Below are 21,215 nucleotides of genomic sequence, written 5' to 3'. Positions count from 1 at the left end.
GCAACATACATGCCATGCAGCACCGCTGGCAGGAAATGCGGCATGACGCGCTTGCGCACAGAGAACGTGCAATTGCCCAGGCCGCAAGCAGAAACACCGCGCGATCCAGGGATGCAGGCAGCGGGCTTCCGCGGCGGGCGGTTCCGGCTAGGCTGGCGCAATGCGCTCCGAACACGCCGTCTCCGATACGCTGCTCGCCGTGCTCAGGCGGGCGCCCCTCGACAACGTGGTTCTCCTGAAGTTTCTGCTCGCCTCCCCGGAGGCCGCGACCGTGCATCAGATCGTCAGGGGCGATGATGCGGCGACAATGCTGCTGCTCGACCACCGCTTCAGCGATTTCGATCGCGAGACCTATCCGGCAGCCAGCGCGTCGGCCCTCATCGCCAGCAACAGCCCCGAACTCACGCGGGACCTGCTGGCTTTCGTGCCGCGGGAGCAGACCCTGGTCTTCAAGCTGGCGAACGAGGCCGATCGATTGATGGTCGCGGAGGAATTTCCCCTGGAACGGCGCACTGCCTTCCTGTCCTACACCGCAACAATCATGGTCCCGCTCGATGCGGGCGCGAACATCGAGACGACCACCGCTGAGGCGCCGTTCGAGCTGTTGGCGGCGCAAGGCCACAGCGCGGCGTGGCTAGGCCCGCTCATCGAAAACGGGCGCGCCTTCATCAGCGTGCTCAGGGACGGCCCCAGGCCGCTATCGGCCTGCTTTGCCTTCCAGATCGACGGCCCGGTCTGGGAGGTCGGGGGCGTCTACACCCTGCCCGAAGAGCGCGGCAAAGGCCTGGCCTATCGCGTCGTCCACACGGCGCTGGCGGAATTGACGCGTCGCGGCCATGTTGCGCGCTATCAAGTCGCCGAGGAGAACACGGCTTCCATCCGGCTGGCGGAAACCCTAGGCATGAGGCGCTATCTCACCCTCACCCACTACCTCAGCGCGCCGGACCTGCCATGATCAGCCCTGCCATGATCCGCCCTGCCCTCGCCGCGCTGCGCGCCGAACTCGCCGATCTGACGATCTATCAGGATGCGCCGAGCTTGCGCATGCATAGCCGTGACTTCTTCTGGTTCTCGCCGGTGCTGAAGCCCGATCTCGAGGGCAAGCAGGCCGAGCTGATCATCCTGCCGCGCGACAAGGCGGAGGTCGCCCGCATCGCCTCGGCCTGCGCGCGCCATCGCGTGTCCTTGACGGTACGCGGCGGCGGCACCGGCAATTACGGCCAGGCCGTGCCGCTGGAAGGCGGCGTGGTGATGAACCTGACCCGGCTCAACCGTGTCGTCTCGACCACGCTCGGCGCCGGCCGCTTCGAGGCAGGCGCGAACCTGCTCGACATCGACAAGGCGCTCTGGCCGCTCGGGCAGGAGTTGCGCATGCATCCCTCGACCCGGGCGCAGGCGACGCTGGGCGGCTTCGTCGCGGGTGGCGCGGCCGGCGCCGGTTCCTGTACATGGGGCCAGATCGACAATCTCGGCGCGGTGATCGCGCTCGAAGTCATGACGGTCGAGCCGGAGCCGCGCCTGATCGAATTGCGGGGCAAGGAGATCCTCAAGGTGATGCACGCCTATGGCGTCAACGGCATCATCACCGAGGTCGAGGTGCCGCTCGCGCCGGCCCATGCCTGGGCCGAGCGGATCGCGACCTTCGACAGCCTGAAACAGGCCGCCGCCTTCGGCCAGGCCTTCACCGAATGCGACGGCATCGCCAAGAAGCTCGTCAGCATCCACGCCCCCGCCATCGCGCCCTATCTCAAGCGCCTCGGGCCCTATCTCGGGGAGAACAAGGCCTTCGCCATCCTGATGGTGTCGGAGCCGCAGGGCGACGAACTCGACCGGCTGATCGCGGAGATGGGCGGCACCGTGACCTTTTCGCGCGGGGCGGAAGCGGCACGAGCCGCGGCCTTCGGCGAGCATCGCGAAAAGGGCGCGCCCGGCCCGCTCTACGAATACACCTGGAACCACACCACGCTGCACGCGCTCAAGCTCGATCCGACGATCACCTATCTGCAGCTTCGCTTTCCGCCCGGCCGCAATCTCGAACTGCTCGATTGGGCCGTGGAGGCCTTCCGCGACGACGTGATCTTCCACATCGAGTTCCAGCGCCGGCAGGGCAAGGTCTATCACTCCAGCCTGCCGCTGGTGCGCTTCAGCACGGCGGAGCGCCTGCACGAGATCATGCGCCAGGCCGAAGAGGCCGGCATCCAGGCCTCGAACCCGCATACATGGGTTTTGAACAATGCCGGTTGGAAGCGCACCGACGCGCCGCAGCCGGAGTTCAAGCGCCTCGCCGACCCCTATGGGCTGATGAATCCGGGCAAGCTGCTGGGCTGGGAGGCCGAGACCACGGAGGCGAAGACTTCGGCAGCGAAGACCACGGCAGCGGCGGAATAGCTGTGGCCGCCACGAACGCCCCGCCACACACCGGCAAGCTCGCCATTGTCACAGGCACAGGCGGACTCGGCTTCGAGACCGCGTTGGGACTGGCGCGCGCCGGTATTGAGGTTGTCCTCGCCGGGCGCGATCCCATCAAGGGCGAGGAGGCGCGCGCCCACATTGAGAGCGCCGTGGCCGGCGCGAGTGTCTCGTTCGCGGAGCTCGATCTGGCAAACCTCGCCTCGGTGGCCGCTTTCGCCGACAGCTTTGCTGCGCGGCACGGCCGGCTCGATATCCTGATCAACAATGCCGGCGTGATGGCCCTGCCCGCGCGCAAGACCACCGCTGACGGCTTCGAGATGCAGTTCGGCACCAATTTCCTCGGAGCCTTCGCGCTGACCGGCCATCTGCTGCCGCTTCTGCGCCGAAGCGGCAGCGCGCGCATCGTCCAGCTCAGCAGCCTCGCCCATCGCCGCGGCCGGATCGCTTTCGACAATCTGCAAGGCGAGAGACGCTACCGCCCATGGCAGGCCTACGCACAGTCGAAGCTCGCCATGCTGATCTTCGCGCTGGAGCTGCAGCGTCGCAGCGATGCGCATGGCTGGGGCCTGACCAGCGTCGCCGCCCATCCCGGCTGGGCGACGAGCGAGCTGATCGCGAACGGTCCGGCCCGCGATCGCTCCGGACCGTCCCGGCTGCTCTGGCGGCTGGTGCCGCTGCTGGCGCCGCTCCTCAGCCAATCGACGGCCGACGGCGCGCTGCCCAGTCTCCACGCCGCCCTGGCCGCCATGGTGGTGAAGGGCGGATATTACGGCCCAGACGGGTTCTACGAGATCAAGGGCCCGCCGGTGCCGGCGCGAATCGTCGGCGAAGCCAACGACCCCGCCATCGCGGCCCGGCTCTGGCAGGTTGCGGAGCAGTTGACCGGCCACCCCTTTGCCAAGGCGGCAGCAGCCCCCATCTGGTGAAGCCGAGAACGTCACCGCACGGTCTCGACGAAAACCGGATCAAAGGCACGGCCTCCATGAAAGTCCTGATTTTCGGCGCGACCGGCATGGTCGGGCAAGGCGTGCTGCGCGAATGCCTGCTCGATCCCGACGTGAGCGAGGTCCTCACCATTGGCCGCAGCGCAACCGGGCAGAGCAACCCGAAGCTGCGCGAGATCGTCCACGCCGATCTGACGGATTACACCGCTATCGAACCGCAGCTCACGGGCTTCGACGCCTGCTTCTTCTGCCTCGGCATCGCCTCTGCGGGAATGAGCGAGGCCGATTATCGCCGCATCACCTATGATATCGCGCTCGCCGCCGCCGGGACGCTGGTGCGTCTCAATCCGGCGATGGTGTTCGTCTATGTCTCTGGCGCCAGCACCGACAGCAGCGAAAAAGGCCGCTGGATGTGGGCGCGGGTGAAGGGCGCGACCGAGAACGCCATCATGCGCCTGCCTTTCAGGGCCTCCTACATGTTCCGCCCGGGCGCGATCCAGCCACTGCACGGCATCCGCTCCAAGACGAGGCTTTATCGCGTGATCTACGACCTGACCGCGCCGTTGCTGCCTCTGCTGCAGCGCTGGCTGCCTGATTCCATCACCACGACCGAGCAGATCGGCAAGGCGATGCTCAAGGTGGCTAGGGAGGGAGCGCCCAAGCCCATCCTCGAAAATGCCGACATCAACCGGCTTTGACGGTCCGTTCGGCCCATAGTTCGAGCCCTCATTCCGAGAGGCTAAGCTGCTATGTATCGAGCGAGATCAAGGGCCTACCGAGAAAGGGATGACTCATGCTCCCTGACGGCAGCTCCATCGTCATTGCTTTGCGAGCTCTTCGCTGCTGCCGCGACGCGGTCTTCCCTTCTCCCCTCGGGGGAGAAGGTGGCGCGCAGCGCCGGATGAGGGTGTGCCCTCTCAATAGGAGGCGCTCCGGCGCAGTTGCGCCCCAACAATCAACGGCACACCCTCATCCCTGCCCTTCTCCCATTCGGGAGAAGGGTTCCCCGCGCCTCGCCGCAATGGCATCATCCACCGCCATGACCGCAAGCCGCGACGCCTCTTTCCTTCTGCCGGACGGGAGAAGGGTGCCCCCTTTCGCTGCATCGGCTTGCCCCGAAAACCGGTTCCCACTTTTCGGGCCGATGCCCTGATCCTGCATCGGCTTGCCCCGAAAACCGGTTCCCACTTTTCGGGCCGATGCCCTAGGATTGCGCCCTCGATTGGCTGCAAGGACGAAACCATGACCGCGCGCTTCTGGGGCGAGCTGAAGACGACTGAATTCGAAGGGTTGTCCGCGGACAACACCGTCGCGGTCCTGCCGCTGGCGGCGATCGAGCAGCATGGCCCGCATCTGCCTGTTTCCGTCGACACCACGATCATGAACGCGATGCTGGCTGAAGCGATGCCGCTCGTCCCGGCCGGGCTCGACGTCTTGGTGCTGCCGACCATGGCGGTGGGCAAATCAAATGAACACCTGCATTCGCCCGGCACCCTCACGCTGTCCTGGGAGACCGCCACCAGCGCCTGGATCGAGATCGGCGAGAGTGTCAGGCGTGCAGGCTTGCGCAAGCTCGTCATCGTCACCTCGCATGGCGGCAATGTCGACCCGATGAAGGTGGTCGCGCGCGAATTGCGCGTGCGCTTCGGCATGCTCACCGTGACGACCGCCTGGCGCGCCTTCGGCCTGCCGCAGGGCCTCTTTGCCGATCTCGACGCCAATCACGGCATCCATGCCGGCGATATCGAGACCTCGCTCATGCTGCATTTCCGGCCAGACCTCGTCGATATGAGCAAGGCCGGGCGCTTCGAGCCGCTGACGATCGCGATGGCGGATGACTACACCTGGCTGCGGCCGACCGGGCTGCACGCCTTCGCCTGGATGGCGCAGGACGTCCACGCCTCGGGCGCAGCCGGCGACGCCAGTCTCGCCACAGCCGGGAAAGGCCAGGCGACGGCGGCGTTCCAGGCGAATGGCTTCGTCCAGTTGTTGGCGGATGTCGCGCGCTTTCCGCTGGCGAAGCTGCACAAGGCGGAGTGAGGCATCGGCCGTCATTGCGAGGAGCGTGAGCGACGAAGCAATCCAGAGGGTCTCGCGCTGCCGCCCCTGGATTGCTTCGCTGCGCTCGCAATGACGGGGTTGGACCCACGCCCTCAACAGCTCAATCCGGATCGAGCAAGCGCGGGCCCGCCCCCTGCTCGGCCAGCCTGTCCCAGGGATTGTGCAAGGGGCAACCCTTCACCGAGAGACAGCCGCAGCCGATGCAGTCGGTCAGGTGGTCGCGCAAGCGCGTCAGCCGGTCGATACGCCGCTCCAGCTCCGCCTTCCACAGCGAGGACAGCTTCGCCCAGTCGGCGACTGTCGGCGTGCGCTCGGCCGGCAGCGCCTTGAAGGCCTCGCGGATCGTCTTCAATGGCATGCCGGTGCGTTGCGCCACCTTGATGATCGAAACCCGCCGCAAGACCTCGCGCGGATAGCGCCGCTGATTGCCGGCGCTGCGATTGCTGCGGATCAGGCCTTTCGCCTCATAGAAATGGATCGCGGAGACGGCAAGCCCGGTGCGGCGCGCGACCTCGCCGACGCTCAATTCGTCCAAGGGAGATGCATGCCCGTTCGCCATCTGCGCTCTTGACCTCAACTATAGTTGATGTCTTATACAGCTGGCTCCCGACACGCAAACTGGAGCACATCCCCCATGCACCGCAGGCTCGAACCCAGGATCAAGCTGGCGCTGATCTATGGCAGCACCCGTGAAGGCCGCCTCTGCGACACGATCGCCGGCTGGGCCGCAGCGCAGATCGAAGGCGACGGCCCCTTCGATCTCGACATCATCGACCCGGCCACGCTCGGCCTGCCGGAGCGGCATCCGCGCGGCGAACACGACGCCGTGCGAGCGCTCCGCCAGCGCATCGGCAATGCCGACGGTTTCGTCATCGCGACGCCGGAATATAATCGTGGCTACACCGCCGCGCTGAAGTTCCTGATCGATCTGGTCGGCGAGGAGTGGCGCGGCAAGCCGGTCGGCTTCGTCTCCTATGGCGGCGTCTCGGGCGGCTTGCGCGCCGTCGAGCAACTGCGCCTCGTCTTCGCCGAGCTCCACGCCATGACGATCCGCGACGGCGTCTGCTTCGCCAATGTCTGGAGCCGCTTCGACGCGTCGGGAAAGCTCATCGACGCCGACCAGCCGGAGAAGGCGATGGCAGTGATGCTGGCGCAATTGCACTGGTGGGCGAGCGCGCTGCGCAACGCCCGAAACAGCGTGCCTTACGGGCAATTCGCGGCCTGAAACCAGCGCCGTCACTTCACGGATCTGTGGCCATAGCCGCACAAATTCGAACTGGTTGCCGGGCCGGCGATGGCGGAAAGAATGCCATCGCCACAGGAACCAGAGCGACTATGCAGCTACAACTTCTCCGCAATGCCGCCCTCAAGCTCAGCTATGCCGGCAGGACGATCCTCGTCGATCCCGATCTCGGGGCGCGCCACAGCCGGCGCTCCATCGCCGGCCGCTCGAACAATCCCATGGTCGAGCTGCCGCTGCCGATCGAGGACATCCTCGCCGGGGTCGACCTCGTCATCGTCTCGCATCTGCACGCCGACCATTTCGACGAGGTCGCCAAGGAGCGCCTGCCCAAGGACCTGCCGCTGATCTGCCGCGCCGGCGACGAGGAGACCATCGCCAAGGCGGGCTTCCGCGCGATCACGCCGCTGGACTGCTATCTCCGGCTCGGCCCGATCATCCTCAAATCGCATCCCGCCCAGCATGGAACCGGCGCGGTCGTCGAGACGATGGGGCCGGTGATGGGCTTCGGCCTGGAGGCGCCGGGCGAGCCGGCCTTCTACTGGTGCGGCGACAGCGTGCTTTACCCGCCCTTGCTCGACGCCGTGAAGGCGACCGACCCCGACATCATCGTGACGCATTCCTGCGGCGCGCTCTGGGACGGCACGCTGATCGTGATGGATGCCGGGCAGACGCTCGACCTCTGCGAGGCGGCGCCGCGCGCGACCGTGATCGCGACCCATATGGAAGCGCTCGACCACGCCACGGTCAGCCGCGCCGCCCTGCGGCAGGCCGCGCAGGCGCGCGGCATCGGCAGCGAGCGCCTGCTGATCCCGCAGGATGGCGAGACGATCGAACTGCGGGCCAGCGGAGCGGCTTGAGGCTGCGTTGTTGCCTTGGCGGGGAACCGCGCCGTCATTGCGAGCGTAGCGAAGCAATCCAGGAGACGTAGAGCGCTGCCGCCTCTGGATTGCTTCGCTACGCTCGCACTGACGGAGAGCCTTACTCCCCCGCCTTCATCTGCCTGGCGTAGATGTCCTTATAGGTCTCGCGCAGCAGGTTCTTCTGGACCTTGCCCATGGTGTTGCGCGGCAGATCGTCGACGATGAAGACCTGCTTGGGCAATTTGAACTTGGCCAGGCGCTGCTCCAGCGTCTTGGCGATCGAGGCGGCGGTGATCGTCGCGCCGGGCTTGACCACCACGACGGCGGTGACACCCTCGCCGAAATCGGGGTGCGGACAGCCGATGACGGCGCTTTCGACCACGCCCTGCATCTCGTCGATCTCGGTCTCGACCTCCTTGGGATAGACATTGTAGCCGCCGGTGATGATCAGGTCCTTGCCGCGCCCGACGATATGGACATAGCCGGCGGGGTCGATCTTGCCGAGATCGCCGGTGATGAAGAAGCCGTCAGGGCGGAACTCGGCCGCCGTCTTCTCAGGATTGCGCCAATAGCCCTTGAAGACGTTGGGGCCCTTGACCTCGATCATGCCGATCTCGTCGGCGCCCAGCACCTTCGCCGTCTCGGGGTCGGTGACGCGGGCGGAGACGCCCGGCAGCGGGAAGCCGACCGTGCCCGCCACCCGCTCGCCCTCATAGGGGTTGGAGGTGTTCATATTGGTCTCGGTCATGCCATAGCGCTCGAGGATGGCGTGGCCGGTGCGCTCGCGCCATTCGCGATGGGTCTCGGCGAGCAAGGGGGCCGAGCCGGAGACGAAGAGGCGCATATGCTGCGTCGCCGCCTTGGTCAGCCTGTTATCCTGCAGCAGCCGGACATAGAAGGTCGGCACGCCCATCATGCAGCTCGCCTGGGGCAGATATTTGAAGACCTGGTCCGGATCGAATTTCGGCAGCAGGATCATCGCGCTGCCCGAGAGCAGCACGACATTGGTGGCGACGAAAAGCCCATGCGTGTGGAAGATCGGCAGCGCATGCAGCAGCACGTCGTCCTTGGTGAAGCGCCAGTAGTCGACCAAAGCGAGCGCGTTCGAGGCCAGATTGTCATGGCTCAGCATCGCGCCCTTGGAGCGGCCGGTCGTGCCCGAGGTGTAGAGGATGGCGGCGAGATCATCGGGCCCACGCGCGACATCGGCGAACTCGGTCGCAGCAGCCAGCGCCTTGTCGGAGAGCGTGCCGGCGGAGACATCGGCTGAACGCCAGACGCCGAGCGTCTCGAGCTTCGAACCGGCCTTCTCGGCATAAGGCTTCAGGGCCTGCGCCTTGGCGGGATCGCAGACGAAGACCGCGGGCTCGGCATCGCCAAGGAAATACTCGATCTCGGCAGGGGTATAGGCGGTGTTCAGCGGCAGGAAGATCGCGCCGGCGCGGACCGTGCCGAGATAGAGCATCAAGGCCTCGATGCTCTTCTCGACCTGCACCGCGACGCGGTCGCCGGGCTTCACCCCAAGCCCGACCAGCGCATTGGCAAAGCGGGAGGAGACCGCAACCATGTCGGCATAGCTGTAGCTGCGGCCGTCATCGAGCGTCGCAAAAGGCGCGTTCGGCGCGGGGATACGCGACCTGACGAGGTCGAACAGGTGGTTGCCCATGATTTCGGGTCCTTCTTCGAAAGCGGGTAGCGAATGGCGAGTAGCGGGTAGCGAATGGCGAGTGGCGAATGGCGAGTGGCGAGTGGCGAAGAGAGCGATGGCTTATCCATTCGCCATTCGCTACTCGCCTTCGCCTCATCCGGCTGCCGGCCGCAGCAGCTTGCGCACGCCCGAGGAGGCGACGACCGTGTTGCGGGTGGCGAAGGCCTCGTGATTGATCTCGATATCGCCGAGGTCATAGCGATAATTGACCATCACGCCATGGGCTTCGCGCAAGCCCCGCGCCGAGAGGTTGCCGCCGACATTGATGCGCTCAAGCCGCGCGCCATTGCCGAGATGGAAGCGCGCGACGGGATCGATGACGCGTCCCGAGGCCGTGCGGGCCCGCAGCAGATATTGCGCCGCCATCTGGCCGAGCAGCTTGTCGCGCCTTGCCTTGGCCGGATCGTCGAGCAGGCCCGTCTCGCTGGCCGGGCGCGCGAGTTCCGAGCGCTCCTCATTGCTCAGGTGGAAATCTCCCGGATCGGCAATGATGTCGTCGAGCCAGCGCGCGAAACCCGGCACCGGCGAGAGCGTGACGAAGGTCTCGAGCCCCGGCAATTCGCGCTTCAGGTCCTCGGCCACCTGCTTGATCAGGAAATTGCCGAAGGAGATGCCGCGCAACCCCTCCTGGCAGTTCGAGATCGAATAGAACACGGCCGTCGTCGCCGCCTGGGCGGACAGCACCTCGCGCTCGCCGCTCAGGAGCTCGCCGATGCTGTGCGGAATCGCGCCGGTCAGCGCGACCTCGACGAAGATCAACGGCTCGTCGACGAGTTGCGGGTGGAAGAAGGCGAAGCAGCGGCGGTCGGCCGGCTCCAACCTGCGGCGCAGATCGTCCCAGCCCTGGATCTCGTGCACCGCCTCGTAGCGGATGATCTTTTCCAGGACATTGGCGGGGCTGCGCCAGTCGATCCGGCGCAGGACCAGGAAGCCGCGGTTGAACCAGGAGCCGAAGAGGTGGCGGAAATCGCTGTCGACGGCCTTGAGCTCAGGCTCGGCCTCCATCGCCTCGAACAGCGCCTCGCGCATCCGCACCAGAACATGCGTGCCGTCGGGCGCGAGGTTGAGCCGGCGCAGCAATTCCTGCCGGCGCGGTTCGGAGGCGAAATGCAGGGCAGCGATCGCAGCCGTGCCGGGCTCCTTGCGATAGGCCTCGATCGCCTTGCCCAATCGCTCCTGATCCGGCCCGAAACGCTCCTGGAGCATCATGAAGAAGGCCTGCCGGCCCTGCCGGTCGAGCCCTTCCCAGGCGTTCAGGACCGCCTGCGCCAGCGCCATGCCCGAGGCTTCGCCGCGCCCCGAGAGCAGATCCTCGCAGAGCCGGTCGATCGGCCGGTTGCGCCCGGCAAAGCGTTCGAAGCCGATCAGCGCCCGGCCGCGATCCGCCACGCTGGTCAGAAGGTCTCCGAGAAACGCCATATCCATGCGGACCTCCAGTTGAACGCCAAGAATCCCAAACGCTAAGCATCCCAAGCGCCAAGCATCCTATACGAGTTTCGCGGGACCGGAACCGCGCCGGGAGCGCGGCCTGGCCGAAACCGGGCCCAAACCCTCAATCCAGCAAGGCCCAGGCCTTGAGGAAGAAGTCGGGCGTGCCGAAATTGCCGGATTTCAGCGCAATCACGAGATCGGGACCGGCGACGACGCGCGTCCAGGGCACGCCCGGATCGATTTCGGGGCCGATCTCCAGCGTCCCGATGCCGAGCCCCTGGACGACGGCCCCGGAGGTCTCGCCGCCGGCGACGAGCAGCTTGGAGACGCCGCCATCGGCGAGGAGCCGCGCGGTCTCGGCGAAAGCGTGCTCGACCGTCTCGCCCGCCTTGTCGCGGCCGAGCTTGTCCTGGATCGCGGCGACCTCGGCCGGATCATCGCTGGAATAGAGCAGGAAGGGCTTGTCCTGCGGCTGCGCCAGTGCCCAGGCGGCAAGCTGCGCCGCGCTCTGCGTGCCGGCGGCCAGCGCCAGCGGGTCGACCTTCAAAGCGGGGTAGCCCGCGGCGACCGCCGCCTTGATCTGCCCGCGCGTCGCCGTCGAGCAGCTGCCGGAGATGATGCCGGCGCGGCCCTTCGGCGCGCTCAGGCTCACAGGCGCGGCGCGCTGCCGCAGCAGCCCGGCCTCGCGGAAATTCTGCGGCAGGCCCATCGCGATGCCGGAGCCGCCGGTCAGCAGGACATGGCCGGCAACGGCCTTGCCCAGTACCATCAGGTCGTCATTGGTCAGCGCGTCGGTGACGACATAGCGCGCCCCCTCCCCCGCCAGCGCAGCGAAACGCGCCTTCACGGCCTCAGCACCCGCCAGCACCGTGGCATAGCCGACATGACCGACCGGCGCCTTGGTCTGCGCGCCCATCAACCGCATCAGGTTCGAATCGCGCATCGGCGTCAGCGGATGGTCCTTCATCGAGCTTTCATGCAGCGGCACCGCGCCGACGAAGAGATAGCCCTGGTAGATCGAGCGGCCATTGGCGGGGAAGGCCGGGCAGATGATCGCCATCCCGGTGCCGAGCCGCTGCATCAGCGCATCCGCGACCGGGCCGATATTGCCCTGCGCCGTCGAATCGAAGGTCGAGCAATATTTGAACAGGATCTGCTTCGCGCCGGCCGCCAGCAGCGCCTCGCAAGCACTGAGCGAATCCGCCACCGCCTCAGCGACCGGGTTGGTGCGCGATTTCAGCGCCACGACGACCGCATCGGCATCGGGAAGCGATGCGCCCGCGCTTGATGCCCCGGTGCTTGGCGCGCCAATGACCTGGATGGTGCGCATGCCGGCGCGGTTCAGCATCAGCGCGACATCGGTCGCACCCGTCATGTCGTCGGCGATCACACCCAGCAGCATCGGCTTCGTTCCATTCCCAGATCACAACATGGTAAGTCACAACATGGTGCGCTTCGCGTCATCCTTGCCGCGTTGTTACCAGAGATCGCGGCGCAAGTGACAGATGCGGGCGCATGGCGTGTCCTCGACATGGCAGGTTCCTTGGCCGTCAACTTGCATGCGAGGACGCGCTGCGAAAGCATGCAGGATTGCGGCACGGGCAACAGGATAGCCATCGACGCCGCGACGAAATTGCGCCAGCCTAGTACCGAGTGGAACGAAATCAGGCGCCGCTACCGTTCACCATAGACGCGATGCAACCGGTCGTCAGAACCCGGCTCGCGACAGAACGGGAGAGCGGCGCCATGAGACCGAACAAGACATAGACCGAACGAGAGATAGAGAGGGGACCACCGCATGAAGCTCCTGACCACCCTGGCCTCGGCCGGCCTGCTGGCGCTGGCGGCGCTCCCTGTCGCAGCCCAAACGCCTTCGACCCTGCGCGTCGGGCTGCAGGAAGACCCCGACATGCTCGACCCGCACAAGGCGCGCACCTTCGTCGGCCGCATCGTCTTCAAGGGGCTCTGCGACAAGCTGCTCGACATCACGCCCGAGCTGAAGCTGGTGCCAAGGCTCGCGACCGAGTGGAGCTTCTCGGCGGACGGGCTGACGCTGACGATGAAGCTCAGGACCGACGCCAAATTCCATGATGGCGACGTCTTCAACGCGGAGGCCGCCAAAGCCAATCTCGAGCGCGCCCGGACCCTGCCCGACTCGCTGCGCAAATCCGAGCTCGCCTCGGTCGACAGCATCGAGACGCCCGACGCCTCGACCATCGTGATGAAGCTGAAGCGCCCCGATGCGACGCTCCTGGCGCAGCTCACCGACCGCGCCGGCATGATGCTGGCGCCCAAGAGCCTGAGCGGCGACGTCGCCACCAAGCCGGTCTGTTCCGGCCCCTATAAATTCGTCGAGCGCGTCCAGAACGACCGCATCGTGCTGGAGAAGTTCAAGGAGCATTGGGAGGCGGCGAATTACCATTTCGACCGCATCATCTATCGCTCGATCCCCGACACCACGGTGCGGCTGGCAAATCTGCGCGCCGGCGAACTGGATATCCTGGAGCGGCTCGCACCGACCGACGTGAAATCGGCCCAAGCCGACAAGTCGATCAAGGTCATGAGCGTCGCCAATCTCGGCTACCAGGGCATCACCATCAACACCAATAATGGTGACGGCGCCAAGCAACCCATGGGCATGGACAAGCGCGTACGCCAGGCGCTCTCGCTCTCGATCGACCGCAAGGTTCTGAACGACGCGGTGTTCGACGGCCTGTACGAGCCGATAATCCAGCCCTTCAACCCGGGCAACCCCTATCTCAGCGCCGAATTCCCGGTGCCGGCCCGCGACGTCGCCAAGGCCAAGGCGCTGCTCAAAGAGGCCGGGCTGTCGAAGGTCTCGGTCGAACTCTTCGTCACCAACAATCCGGTTCAAGCGCAGGTCGGGCAGGTCATTCAGGCGATGGCGCAGGAGACCGGTATCGACGTGCAGGTCCGCTCGACCGAATTCGCCAGCCAGCTGCGCGACCAGCAGCAGGGCAAGTTCCAGATGAGCCTGATCGGCTGGTCGGGCCGCATCGACCCGGACGGAAATCTGCACCAGTTTGTCACCACCAAGGGCAACCAGAACGACGGCAAATACTCCAATGCCGAGGTGGACAAGGCCCTAGACGAAGCCCGGACGATCTACGACGTAGCCGGACGCAAGAGGCACTACGACGCGGCTCAGAAATTCCTGCAGGACGAGTTGCCCATCGTCTATCTCTACAACGACAAGCGCTATTTCGCGCTGCGCGCGAACCTCCAGGGCTTCGTGATCAACCCCGACGGGATGATCCGGCTGTCCGGGCTGAAGCGGCAGTGAGACTGGCGAGACGCTTTCTGCGACCGGACCTGACCATGTCGTCATTGCGAGCACCCAGATCTTGGCGAGCACCCAGGTCTTGGCGAACACCCGGGTCTTGGCGAGCACCCGGGTCTTGCCTTCGGCAAGCCCGAGTACAGGCTCCGCGAAGCAATCCAGGAGCGGCAGAGCTCTACGTCCTCCTGGATTGCTTCGTCGCTTTCGCTCCTCGCAATGACGCCGCGGCTCATCGACCAGTTCAATCGAGCGGCGCACCATGCTCGCGCTGATCGGCCGCCGCGTCCTGATCGCGCTGCCGACGCTGTTCCTGGTCGCGCTGTTCGTGTTCGCGCTGCAGCGGGCGCTGCCGGGCGACCCGTTCCTCGTCATCGCCGGCGAGGAGCGCGATCCGGAGGTGATCGCAAAACTGCGCGAAATCTATCGCATGGACGATCCGATCTTCGTCCAGTTCTTCGCCTGGCTCGGCCAGGTCGTGCAGGGCGATTTCGGTCGCTCGCTACGCACCGGCGTACCGGTGCTCGGGCTGATCTGGCAAAAGCTCGGCGTCACCGTGCAGCTCGCCGTCGCCTCGATGATCGTCGCGGTCGGCATCGGCCTGCCGGCCGGCATCATCGCGGCGCGGCGCAAGGACACGCTGGCCGATTACACGGCGAGCGCGGTCGCGCTGTTTGGCCTGTCGGTCCCGCATTTCTGGCTCGGGATCATGCTGATCCTGGTGGTCTCGGTCGAATTGAAATGGCTGCCGGCCTCGGGCTTCGAATCGATCTTCGTCGATCCGAAAGCCTCGATCGAGCGCCTGATCATGCCGGCCTTCGTGCTCGGCGGCGGGCTGGCCGCCTTCATCATGCGCCATACCCGTTCGGCGATGCTGGAGGTGCTGCGCTCCGACTATGTCCGCACCGCCCGCGCCAAGGGCCTCGACGAGGACACGGTGGTGAACCGGCATGCGCTGCGCAATGCGCTGGTGCCGATCATCACGCTCTCGACGCTGCTCTTCGGCGAATTGCTCGCCGGTGCCGTCCTGACCGAGCAGGTCTTCACCATCCCAGGCTTCGGCAAGCTGATCATCGACGCCGTGTTCAACCGCGACTATGGCGTGGTCCAGGGCGTCGTGCTCTGCACTGCGATCGGCTTCATCCTGATGAACCTCCTGGCCGATGTGCTCTATGTCCTCGTCAACCCGCGCCTGAGGAGCGGCTGATGGCGGATGTGACCCTCGAAACAACCGCGCCCGCAAGCGCCATCGAGCCCGCTCCGCGCCCGCGCCGCAGCGCGCTCAGCAAGCTCCTGCGCAACCGCTCGGCGCTGATCGGCGGCGCGATCGTGCTCGTCTTCGTGCTGATGGCGCTGCTCGCCCCGCTGCTGCCGCTCGCCGACCCGCTGAAGTCGAACTTCCTCGCCATCCGCAAGCCGCCCTCCGAGCTCTACTGGTTCGGCACGGACGAGCTCGGCCGCGACCAGGTCTCGCGCCTGTTCTACGGGGCGCAGACCTCGCTGCTTGCCGGCATCGTCTCCGTCCTGATCGCGCTGGCGATCGGCATCCCCTTCGGCCTGCTCTCGGGCTGGTATAGCGGCTGGATCGATATCGCGATCTCGCGCGTGACCGAAGCGATGCTCGCCTGCCCTTTCCTGATCCTTGCGATCGCCTTTGCCGCAATCCTTGGCCCCTCGCTGACCAATGCGATGATCGCGATCGGCCTCTCGGCCGTGCCGATCTTCATCCGGCTGGTGCGCGGACAGGTGATGAGCGTGAAGGCGGAGGATTTCGTCGAGGGGGCGCGGGCCGTGGGGGCGCGCGACCTGCGCCTCATGTTCGTGCATGTGCTGCCCAACACGATGTCGCCCATCGTCGTGCAGTCGACATTGTTCATGGCGCAGGCGATCATCCTGGAAGCCTCACTCTCCTTCCTCGGCCTCGGCCAGCAGCCGCCCTCGCCCTCCTGGGGCCAGATGCTGAACGTCGCCAAGAACTTCATGGAGCAGGCGCCCTGGATGTCGGTCGCGCCCGGCGTCGCCATCTTCCTGGCCGTGCTCGGCTTCAACCTGCTCGGCGACGGCCTGCGCGACGCGCTCGACCCGAAGGAGGGGTGACTTGCGTTCGATCTCCCCCTGTCATTCCGGACGCAGCGGAGCGGAGATCCGGAATCCATCATAGAGTTCGGTGGCCTCCGATGGATTCCGGATCTGCGCCGCTACGCGGCTTGTCCGGAATGACGGCGTGTTTTGTTTCTGGCCTTCACTGCCCTGAGGAAGACTGACCATGTTCACCACCCGCCCCGAAATCCTCGGCACCTTCGGTGTCGTCACCTCGACGCACTGGCTTGCCACCGCCTCGGGCATGGCGATGCTGGAAAAGGGCGGCAACGCCTTCGACGCCTGCGCGGCGGCCGCTTTCGTGCTGCAGGTGGTGGAACCGCACCTCGTCGGCCCGGCCGGCGACATGCCGGCGGTGTTCTACTCGGCCGAAACGAAGAAGGTCGAGGTTCTCTGCGCACAGGGGCCCGCTCCCGAGGCCGCGACGATCGAGGCCTTCAAGGCACTCGGGCTCGACCTGATCCCGGGCTCCGGCCTGCTCTCGACCGTGGTGCCCGGCGCCTTCGGCGGCTGGATGACGCTGCTGCGCGACCATGGCCGCCTGCCCCTGCGCGAGGTGCTCGAACCCGCGATCGGCTATTTCGAGAACGGCCACCCGATGCTGCCGCGCGTCTCGAACTCGATCGCGGAACTGACTGAACTCTTCACCGGGGAATGGCCGACATCGGGCGCGGTCTATCTGCCCGGCGGCAATGTGCCCAAGGCCAAGGAGCTCTTCCGCAACCAGGCCGCCGCCGACACTTACAAGCGCCTTCTCTCCGAAGCGGAAGCCGCCGGCTCCGACCGGCAGGAACAGATCCAGGCGGCCTATGACGCCTGGTACAAGGGCTTCGTCGCCGAAGCGATGGACACATTCTGCCGGACGACGGAGGCGATGGATTCGTCGGGCCGCCGCCATAAGGGCCTGCTCACCGCCGACGACATGGCGCGCTGGCAGCCGAGCTACGAGACGCCGACGAGCGTGACCTATCATGGCTGGGAGGTCTTCAAGATCGGCCCCTGGGGCCAGGGCCCGGTCTTCCTGCAGACGCTGAAGATCCTGGAGGGCATCGATATCGCCGGGATGGGCCCCAACAGCGCCGCCTTCGTGCATCATGTCACGGAGGCGCTGAAGCTCGGCTTCGCCGACCGCGAGGCCTATTACGGCGATCCGGATTTCGTGAAGGTGCCGCTGGCGACGCTGCTCTCCGAGGATTATGCGAGCGGCCGTCGCGAGCTTATCGGCGAGCGGGCCTCGCATGAATTGCGGCCCGGCACGGTCCCCGGGTACGAGGAACAGGTCGGGCGCATGCTCGCCGGCGTCCGCATTGCCGGCCAGTCGGGCACGGGCGGCGCCAGCGTCGGCGAGCCGACCATGGCCTCGATGGTCGCGGCCGGGCGGCGCGGCGACACCGTCCATATCGACGTCATCGACAAATGGGGCAACATGATCGCCGCGACGCCTTCGGGCGGCTGGCTGCAATCCTCGCCGGTGATCCCTTCGCTCGGCTTCCCGCTGAATTCGCGGGCGCAGGCCTTCTGGCTGGAAGAAGGGCTGCCGGCCTCGCTCGCCCCCTTCAAGCGGCCGCGCACGACGCTGACGCCGACGCTCGCCTTCGAGAATGGCGAGCCGCGCCTCGTCTTCGGCACGCCGGGCGGCGACCAGCAGGAGCAATGGCAGCTCGGCATGTTCCTGCGCCGGGTGCATCACGGCCTCAACCTGCAGGAGGCGATCGACCTGCCGCTGTTCCACACCCAGCACTTCCCCTCCTCCTTCTATCCACGCGAGGCGCGGCCGGGGCATCTGATGGTTGAGGAGAGCATCGGCGAGGCGGCGCTCGCCGACCTCGTCCGGCGTGACCACTCCTTGGAGCGCGCCCCGGCCTGGACGGTCGGGCGCCTGACCGCGGCCGAGAAGAGCCGCAACGGCCTCTTGCGCGCGGCGGCCACCCCGCGTCTGATGCAAGCCTACGCTGCCGGACGCTGAAGGGGCTGCACATATGACATGGTCCATCGTCGCCCGTGACGCCGCCACCGGCGCCTATGGCGTCGCCGTCTCGACCTGCGCCTTCGCCGTGGGCTCGCGCGTGCCCTATGGCGGCGGGCGCATCGGGGCGATCGCAACCCAGGCCTTCGTCAACCCGCTCTACGGGGTCGACGGCCTCAGGCTGCTGCAGGAGGGCCGCTCCGCCGTCGAGATCATCGCGACGCTGACGGCCGCCGATGACGGCCGCGCCCATCGCCAGCTTCATGTGATCGACCGCGAGGGCAAGATCGCCGCTTACACCGGCTCGGCCTGCATCGACTGGTGCGGGGCCGTGCACGGTCCGCAGATCTCCGTCGCCGGCAACATGCTGGCCGGGCCGGAAGTGATCGAGGAGACGCTGAAGGCCTATATCGCGGCGTCGGCGCTCGATTTCGACGAGCGCCTGCTGGTCGCGCTCGAGGCCGGCGAGAAGGCCGGCGGCGACAAGCGCGGGCGGCAATCCTGCGCCATCCGCATCTGGGCCGGCGAGCCGATGCCGAGCTTCGACATCCGCGTCGACGACCATGCCGACCCGCTCGTCGAGTTGCGCCGGCTCTGGCGCATCGCGCATCAGCGCTATGTGCCGTTCCAGCAGGCCTCGCCCTCGCGTGCCAGGCCAGCCGGCGTCACCGACCGCGTCGAGCTCGACCGGCTCTGCACCGACTATGCGGCGGCCTGGAACGCGCGGCATCCGGAGGGGTGAGGCCGGCCGTGCCGGCGCTCGATCAGGTTTTTCGCGCAAGGCTCCAGGGGCTGATTTAAGCCTGACCCGCACCGTCATTGCGAGGAGCAAAGCGACGAAGCAATCCAGGAGCGGCAGAGCTCGACGTCCCCCTGGATTGCTTCGCTGTGCTCGCAACGACGGCTTGGAAGGTACTAAAACCTAGATCACGTCGCCGCTGCGCCTGACGCAGTCGATGAAGCGCTCCAGCGCACCGGAGGGCTTTTCCTCGCGATAGGCCAGATGCAGCGGCGCGGTCAGCCGGGGCAGGTCATCGAGACGGGCATAGGCGATGCCGTTCGTCTCGAGACGGGCCATCGATGCGGGAATGATCGAGACGCCCAGGCCGGCCGCCACGAGGCTTAGCGTCGACACCATTTGCGGGGCTTCCTGGCCGATCCGGGGGCTAAACCCGGCGGCGCGGCAGGCGGCGATGATGCTGTCATAGAGGCCCGGACCCGAGGGACGCCGATAGAGGATGAAGGTCTCCTGCGCCAGTTCGGCCAGAGCGATACGCCCCTCCAGCATCCCTTGGCCCGCGCGCTTCGCCAAGCGCCCGGCCAAGCGTTCCACGATGGCGTGCTGGTCGGGCAGCGCGACCAGCATCTCCTCCGCCAGCAGCGGCTCGACCACAAGCCCGACCGGGCGCTCGACCGGCGAGCGGATGAAGGCCGCGTCGAGGCGCTCGGAGCGCAGCTCCCCGATCAGATCGCTGGTATTGCCCTCGCGAAGCGCCAAGGTGACGCCCGGCACGGTCTGGCGCAGCAGACGGACCACGGACGCCACCAGCGGATGAAACGCAGCCGAGCTGGTGAAGCCGATGACGAGCTGACCCTGCTCGCCGCGCGCCGTGCGCCGCGCGGCATCGAGCGCCAGCTCCACATCGGACAGGACGAGCCTCGCCTTCTCCAGCAGCGTGCGCCCGGCATCGGTGAGTTCGACGCCGCGCGGCAGGCGGCGGAACAATTGCGCGCCGACTTCCCTCTCCAGCGCGCGGATCTGCTGGCTGAGCGGCGGCTGCTGGATCCCCAGGCGCGCGGCGGCCCGCGTCACATGGCCCTCTTCGGCGACCGCCACGAAATAACGGAAATGGCGCAGTTCGATCATAGCCATATTCTGTAAGTATGGATCTTGCGTATTTCATATACTAGACGCACTGTTCTTGAAAGCATATGGATGCTCCTGGCCCTCCCCTTCCGCATCGGTGGACGGCCTGAAACAGACCATGAGCACCCCAGCCAGCCTCGCAGATCCCGAAATCGCTCGCACGGAACCGACCGTCGCCCAGCTTTTCAGCGGCTTTCTCTTCCTCGGCCTGATCGGCTTCGGCGGGGTCCTGCCGCTGGCCAGGACCATGGTCGTCGAGCAACGCCACTGGATGAGCGGCAAGGAGTTCACCGACCTGCTCGGCCTCTGCCAGTTCCTGCCGGGCGGGAACATCATCAACATGTCGGTGGCGATCGGCCTGAAATTTCGCGGCCCGCTTGGGGCGCTCGCCGCGCTGCTGGGCCTGATCGCGGCGCCCACCGCAATCGTGATCGGGCTCGGCATCCTCTACGACCACTACCAGGACGATCCGCATATCCGCCATCTCTTCGCCGGGCTGGCGGCGGCCGCTGCCGGCCTGCTCGTCGCCATGGCCGTGAAGATCGCCCTGCCCTTGCGCCGCAAGCCGGCCGGCATCGCGATCGCTCTGCTCTGCTTCCTTGCCATCGCGATCCTGCGCTTGCCGCTGCTTGCGACGATGCTGGTCCTGGCGCCGATCAGCGTTTTGGCCAGCTGGAAGCTCGACAAGGGGGAGAACACCCCATGAGTTCGGTCCTGATCGCGCTGGCGCTGATCTTCACGCAGCTTTCGCTGCTCGCCTTCGGCGGCGGCAACACCATCCTGCCGGAGATGCAAAGGCAGGTGGTCGAGATCCATCACTGGATGACTGCGCAGCAATTCGGGGCAATGTTCGCCCTCGCCCAGGCGGCGCCCGGGCCCAACATGATGATCGTGCCGCTGGTCGGCTGGCATGTTGCGAGCTGGCCCGGCGTCCTCGTCACCACGCTGGCGAAGTTCGGTCCTTCATCCCTGCTGACGGGCATCGCGATGCAGCTCTGGGAGCGCTTCAAGGACCGGCCCTGGCGCCGTATCGTGCAGGCCGGGCTGGTGCCGATGACCGTGGGCCTCGTCACCGCGAGCGCAGCGGTCATCACCCAGGCCTCGGCCCATGAATGGATCCTGGCCGCGATCGTCGCCGTCTGCACCATCGCCGCATTGACGACGCGCCTGCACCCGCTGCTGGTGCTCGCCTTCGGCGCTCTGGTCGGGCTCAGCGGCGTCGGACAGATCTGACCGGCTCTGCACCGACTATGCGGCAGCCTGGAACGCGCAGCATCCGGAAGATTGACAAGCGGCCGCCACTCTGGCGCGATTGAGCCGGCGGT

Annotated in this window: 19 protein-coding genes; 14 read left to right on the top strand and 5 right to left on the bottom strand. The window is 66.6% G+C overall.

What is annotated here, in order from left to right; translation table 11 throughout:
* Positions 1-307 precede the first annotated feature (307 nt).
* From BHK69_RS12335 to BHK69_RS12310, 5 genes are all read left to right on the top strand, one after another.
* Positions 308-955, top strand: coding sequence for a GNAT family N-acetyltransferase (locus tag BHK69_RS12335; protein ID WP_158516192.1), 648 nt, complete (start codon positions 308-310; stop codon positions 953-955).
* Positions 956-966: 11 nt separating this feature from the next.
* Positions 967-2,388: an FAD-binding oxidoreductase gene (locus BHK69_RS12330; RefSeq protein WP_069693595.1), complete on the top strand. Its 1,422-nt coding sequence runs from the start codon at positions 967-969 to the stop codon at positions 2,386-2,388.
* A gap of 2 nt (positions 2,389-2,390) precedes the next feature.
* Entirely contained in the window at positions 2,391-3,338 is a 948-nt protein-coding gene (locus tag BHK69_RS12325; protein WP_199579326.1) for an SDR family oxidoreductase, read from the top strand.
* A gap of 56 nt (positions 3,339-3,394) precedes the next feature.
* Positions 3,395-4,054 (top strand): NAD-dependent epimerase/dehydratase family protein, encoded by a 660-nt coding sequence (locus BHK69_RS12320; RefSeq protein WP_069690361.1) that lies wholly within the window; start codon positions 3,395-3,397, stop codon positions 4,052-4,054.
* A gap of 544 nt (positions 4,055-4,598) precedes the next feature.
* On the top strand, positions 4,599-5,396 hold the full coding sequence (locus tag BHK69_RS12310; RefSeq protein WP_069690359.1) for a creatininase family protein: 798 nt from the start codon (positions 4,599-4,601) through the stop codon (positions 5,394-5,396).
* Positions 5,397-5,517: 121 nt separating this feature from the next.
* Here BHK69_RS12310 and soxR read toward each other — a convergent pair whose 3' ends face one another.
* Positions 5,518-5,952 (bottom strand): redox-sensitive transcriptional activator SoxR, encoded by a 435-nt coding sequence (soxR, locus tag BHK69_RS12305; protein ID WP_425285556.1) that lies wholly within the window; start codon positions 5,950-5,952, stop codon positions 5,518-5,520.
* A 99-nt stretch (positions 5,953-6,051) separates the two neighbouring features.
* On the opposite strand from soxR, the gene BHK69_RS12300 reads away from it, so the two are divergent.
* Together BHK69_RS12300 and BHK69_RS12295 are read left to right on the top strand one after the other, a co-directional pair.
* Positions 6,052-6,642, top strand: a complete 591-nt coding sequence (locus tag BHK69_RS12300; protein WP_069690357.1) for an NADPH-dependent FMN reductase — start codon at positions 6,052-6,054, stop codon at positions 6,640-6,642.
* Between the two features lie 110 nt (positions 6,643-6,752).
* Positions 6,753-7,517 carry an MBL fold metallo-hydrolase gene (locus BHK69_RS12295; protein WP_069690356.1) on the top strand — a complete coding sequence of 255 codons (765 nt, stop codon included), beginning with the start codon at positions 6,753-6,755 and terminating at the stop codon, positions 7,515-7,517.
* Between the two features lie 121 nt (positions 7,518-7,638).
* Here the strand turns inward: BHK69_RS12295 and BHK69_RS12290 are convergent, their stop codons facing one another.
* The 3 genes from BHK69_RS12290 to otnK all read right to left on the bottom strand — a co-directional run bounded on the left by BHK69_RS12290 (position 7,639) and on the right by otnK (position 12,061).
* Positions 7,639-9,186 (bottom strand): malonate--CoA ligase, encoded by a 1,548-nt coding sequence (locus BHK69_RS12290; protein WP_083269278.1) that lies wholly within the window; start codon positions 9,184-9,186, stop codon positions 7,639-7,641.
* Positions 9,187-9,321: 135 nt separating this feature from the next.
* On the bottom strand, positions 9,322-10,653 hold the full coding sequence (locus BHK69_RS12285) for a malonyl-CoA decarboxylase (protein WP_069690355.1): 1,332 nt from the start codon (positions 10,651-10,653) through the stop codon (positions 9,322-9,324).
* Positions 10,654-10,780: 127 nt separating this feature from the next.
* Positions 10,781-12,061 (bottom strand): 3-oxo-tetronate kinase, encoded by a 1,281-nt coding sequence (gene otnK, locus BHK69_RS12280; RefSeq protein WP_069690354.1) that lies wholly within the window; start codon positions 12,059-12,061, stop codon positions 10,781-10,783.
* A gap of 396 nt (positions 12,062-12,457) precedes the next feature.
* Between otnK and BHK69_RS12275 the strand changes: the two genes are divergently transcribed.
* The 5 genes from BHK69_RS12275 (at position 12,458) to BHK69_RS12255 (ending at position 18,765) form a co-directional block, all read left to right on the top strand.
* On the top strand, positions 12,458-13,963 hold the full coding sequence (locus tag BHK69_RS12275) for an ABC transporter substrate-binding protein (protein ID WP_069690353.1): 1,506 nt from the start codon (positions 12,458-12,460) through the stop codon (positions 13,961-13,963).
* 256 nt (positions 13,964-14,219) lie between these two features.
* Entirely contained in the window at positions 14,220-15,164 is a 945-nt protein-coding gene (locus BHK69_RS12270) for an ABC transporter permease (protein ID WP_069690352.1), read from the top strand.
* Complete coding sequence (locus BHK69_RS12265; protein ID WP_069690351.1) at positions 15,164-16,054, top strand: ABC transporter permease; 891 nt, start codon at positions 15,164-15,166, stop codon at positions 16,052-16,054. Before BHK69_RS12270 ends, BHK69_RS12265 begins: the two co-directional genes overlap by 1 nt.
* Before the next feature lie 163 nt (positions 16,055-16,217).
* Entirely contained in the window at positions 16,218-18,023 is a 1,806-nt protein-coding gene (locus BHK69_RS12260; RefSeq protein WP_199579245.1) for a gamma-glutamyltransferase family protein, read from the top strand.
* Positions 18,024-18,036: 13 nt separating this feature from the next.
* On the top strand, positions 18,037-18,765 hold the full coding sequence (locus BHK69_RS12255) for a DUF1028 domain-containing protein (protein ID WP_069690349.1): 729 nt from the start codon (positions 18,037-18,039) through the stop codon (positions 18,763-18,765).
* A 180-nt stretch (positions 18,766-18,945) separates the two neighbouring features.
* Here the strand turns inward: BHK69_RS12255 and BHK69_RS12250 are convergent, their stop codons facing one another.
* Entirely contained in the window at positions 18,946-19,887 is a 942-nt protein-coding gene (locus BHK69_RS12250) for a LysR family transcriptional regulator (protein WP_425285567.1), read from the bottom strand.
* 121 nt (positions 19,888-20,008) lie between these two features.
* Here BHK69_RS12250 and BHK69_RS12245 point away from each other — a divergent pair, with 121 nt between their 5' ends.
* Together BHK69_RS12245 and BHK69_RS12240 are read left to right on the top strand one after the other, a co-directional pair.
* Positions 20,009-20,596, top strand: coding sequence for a chromate transporter (locus tag BHK69_RS12245; RefSeq protein ID WP_069690347.1), 588 nt, complete (start codon positions 20,009-20,011; stop codon positions 20,594-20,596).
* The gene (locus BHK69_RS12240) at positions 20,593-21,123 is read left to right on the top strand and encodes a chromate transporter (RefSeq protein ID WP_069690346.1); all 531 of its coding nucleotides are present in this window, start codon (positions 20,593-20,595) and stop codon (positions 21,121-21,123) included. The genes BHK69_RS12245 and BHK69_RS12240 overlap by 4 nt, the downstream gene beginning before the upstream one ends.
* Positions 21,124-21,215 lie beyond the last annotated feature (92 nt).

The sequence above is a fragment of the Bosea vaviloviae genome (assembly GCF_001741865.1).
GTDB lineage: Bacteria > Pseudomonadota > Alphaproteobacteria > Rhizobiales > Beijerinckiaceae > Allobosea > Allobosea vaviloviae.
This window is presented reverse-complemented; position numbering and strand designations above follow the sequence as displayed.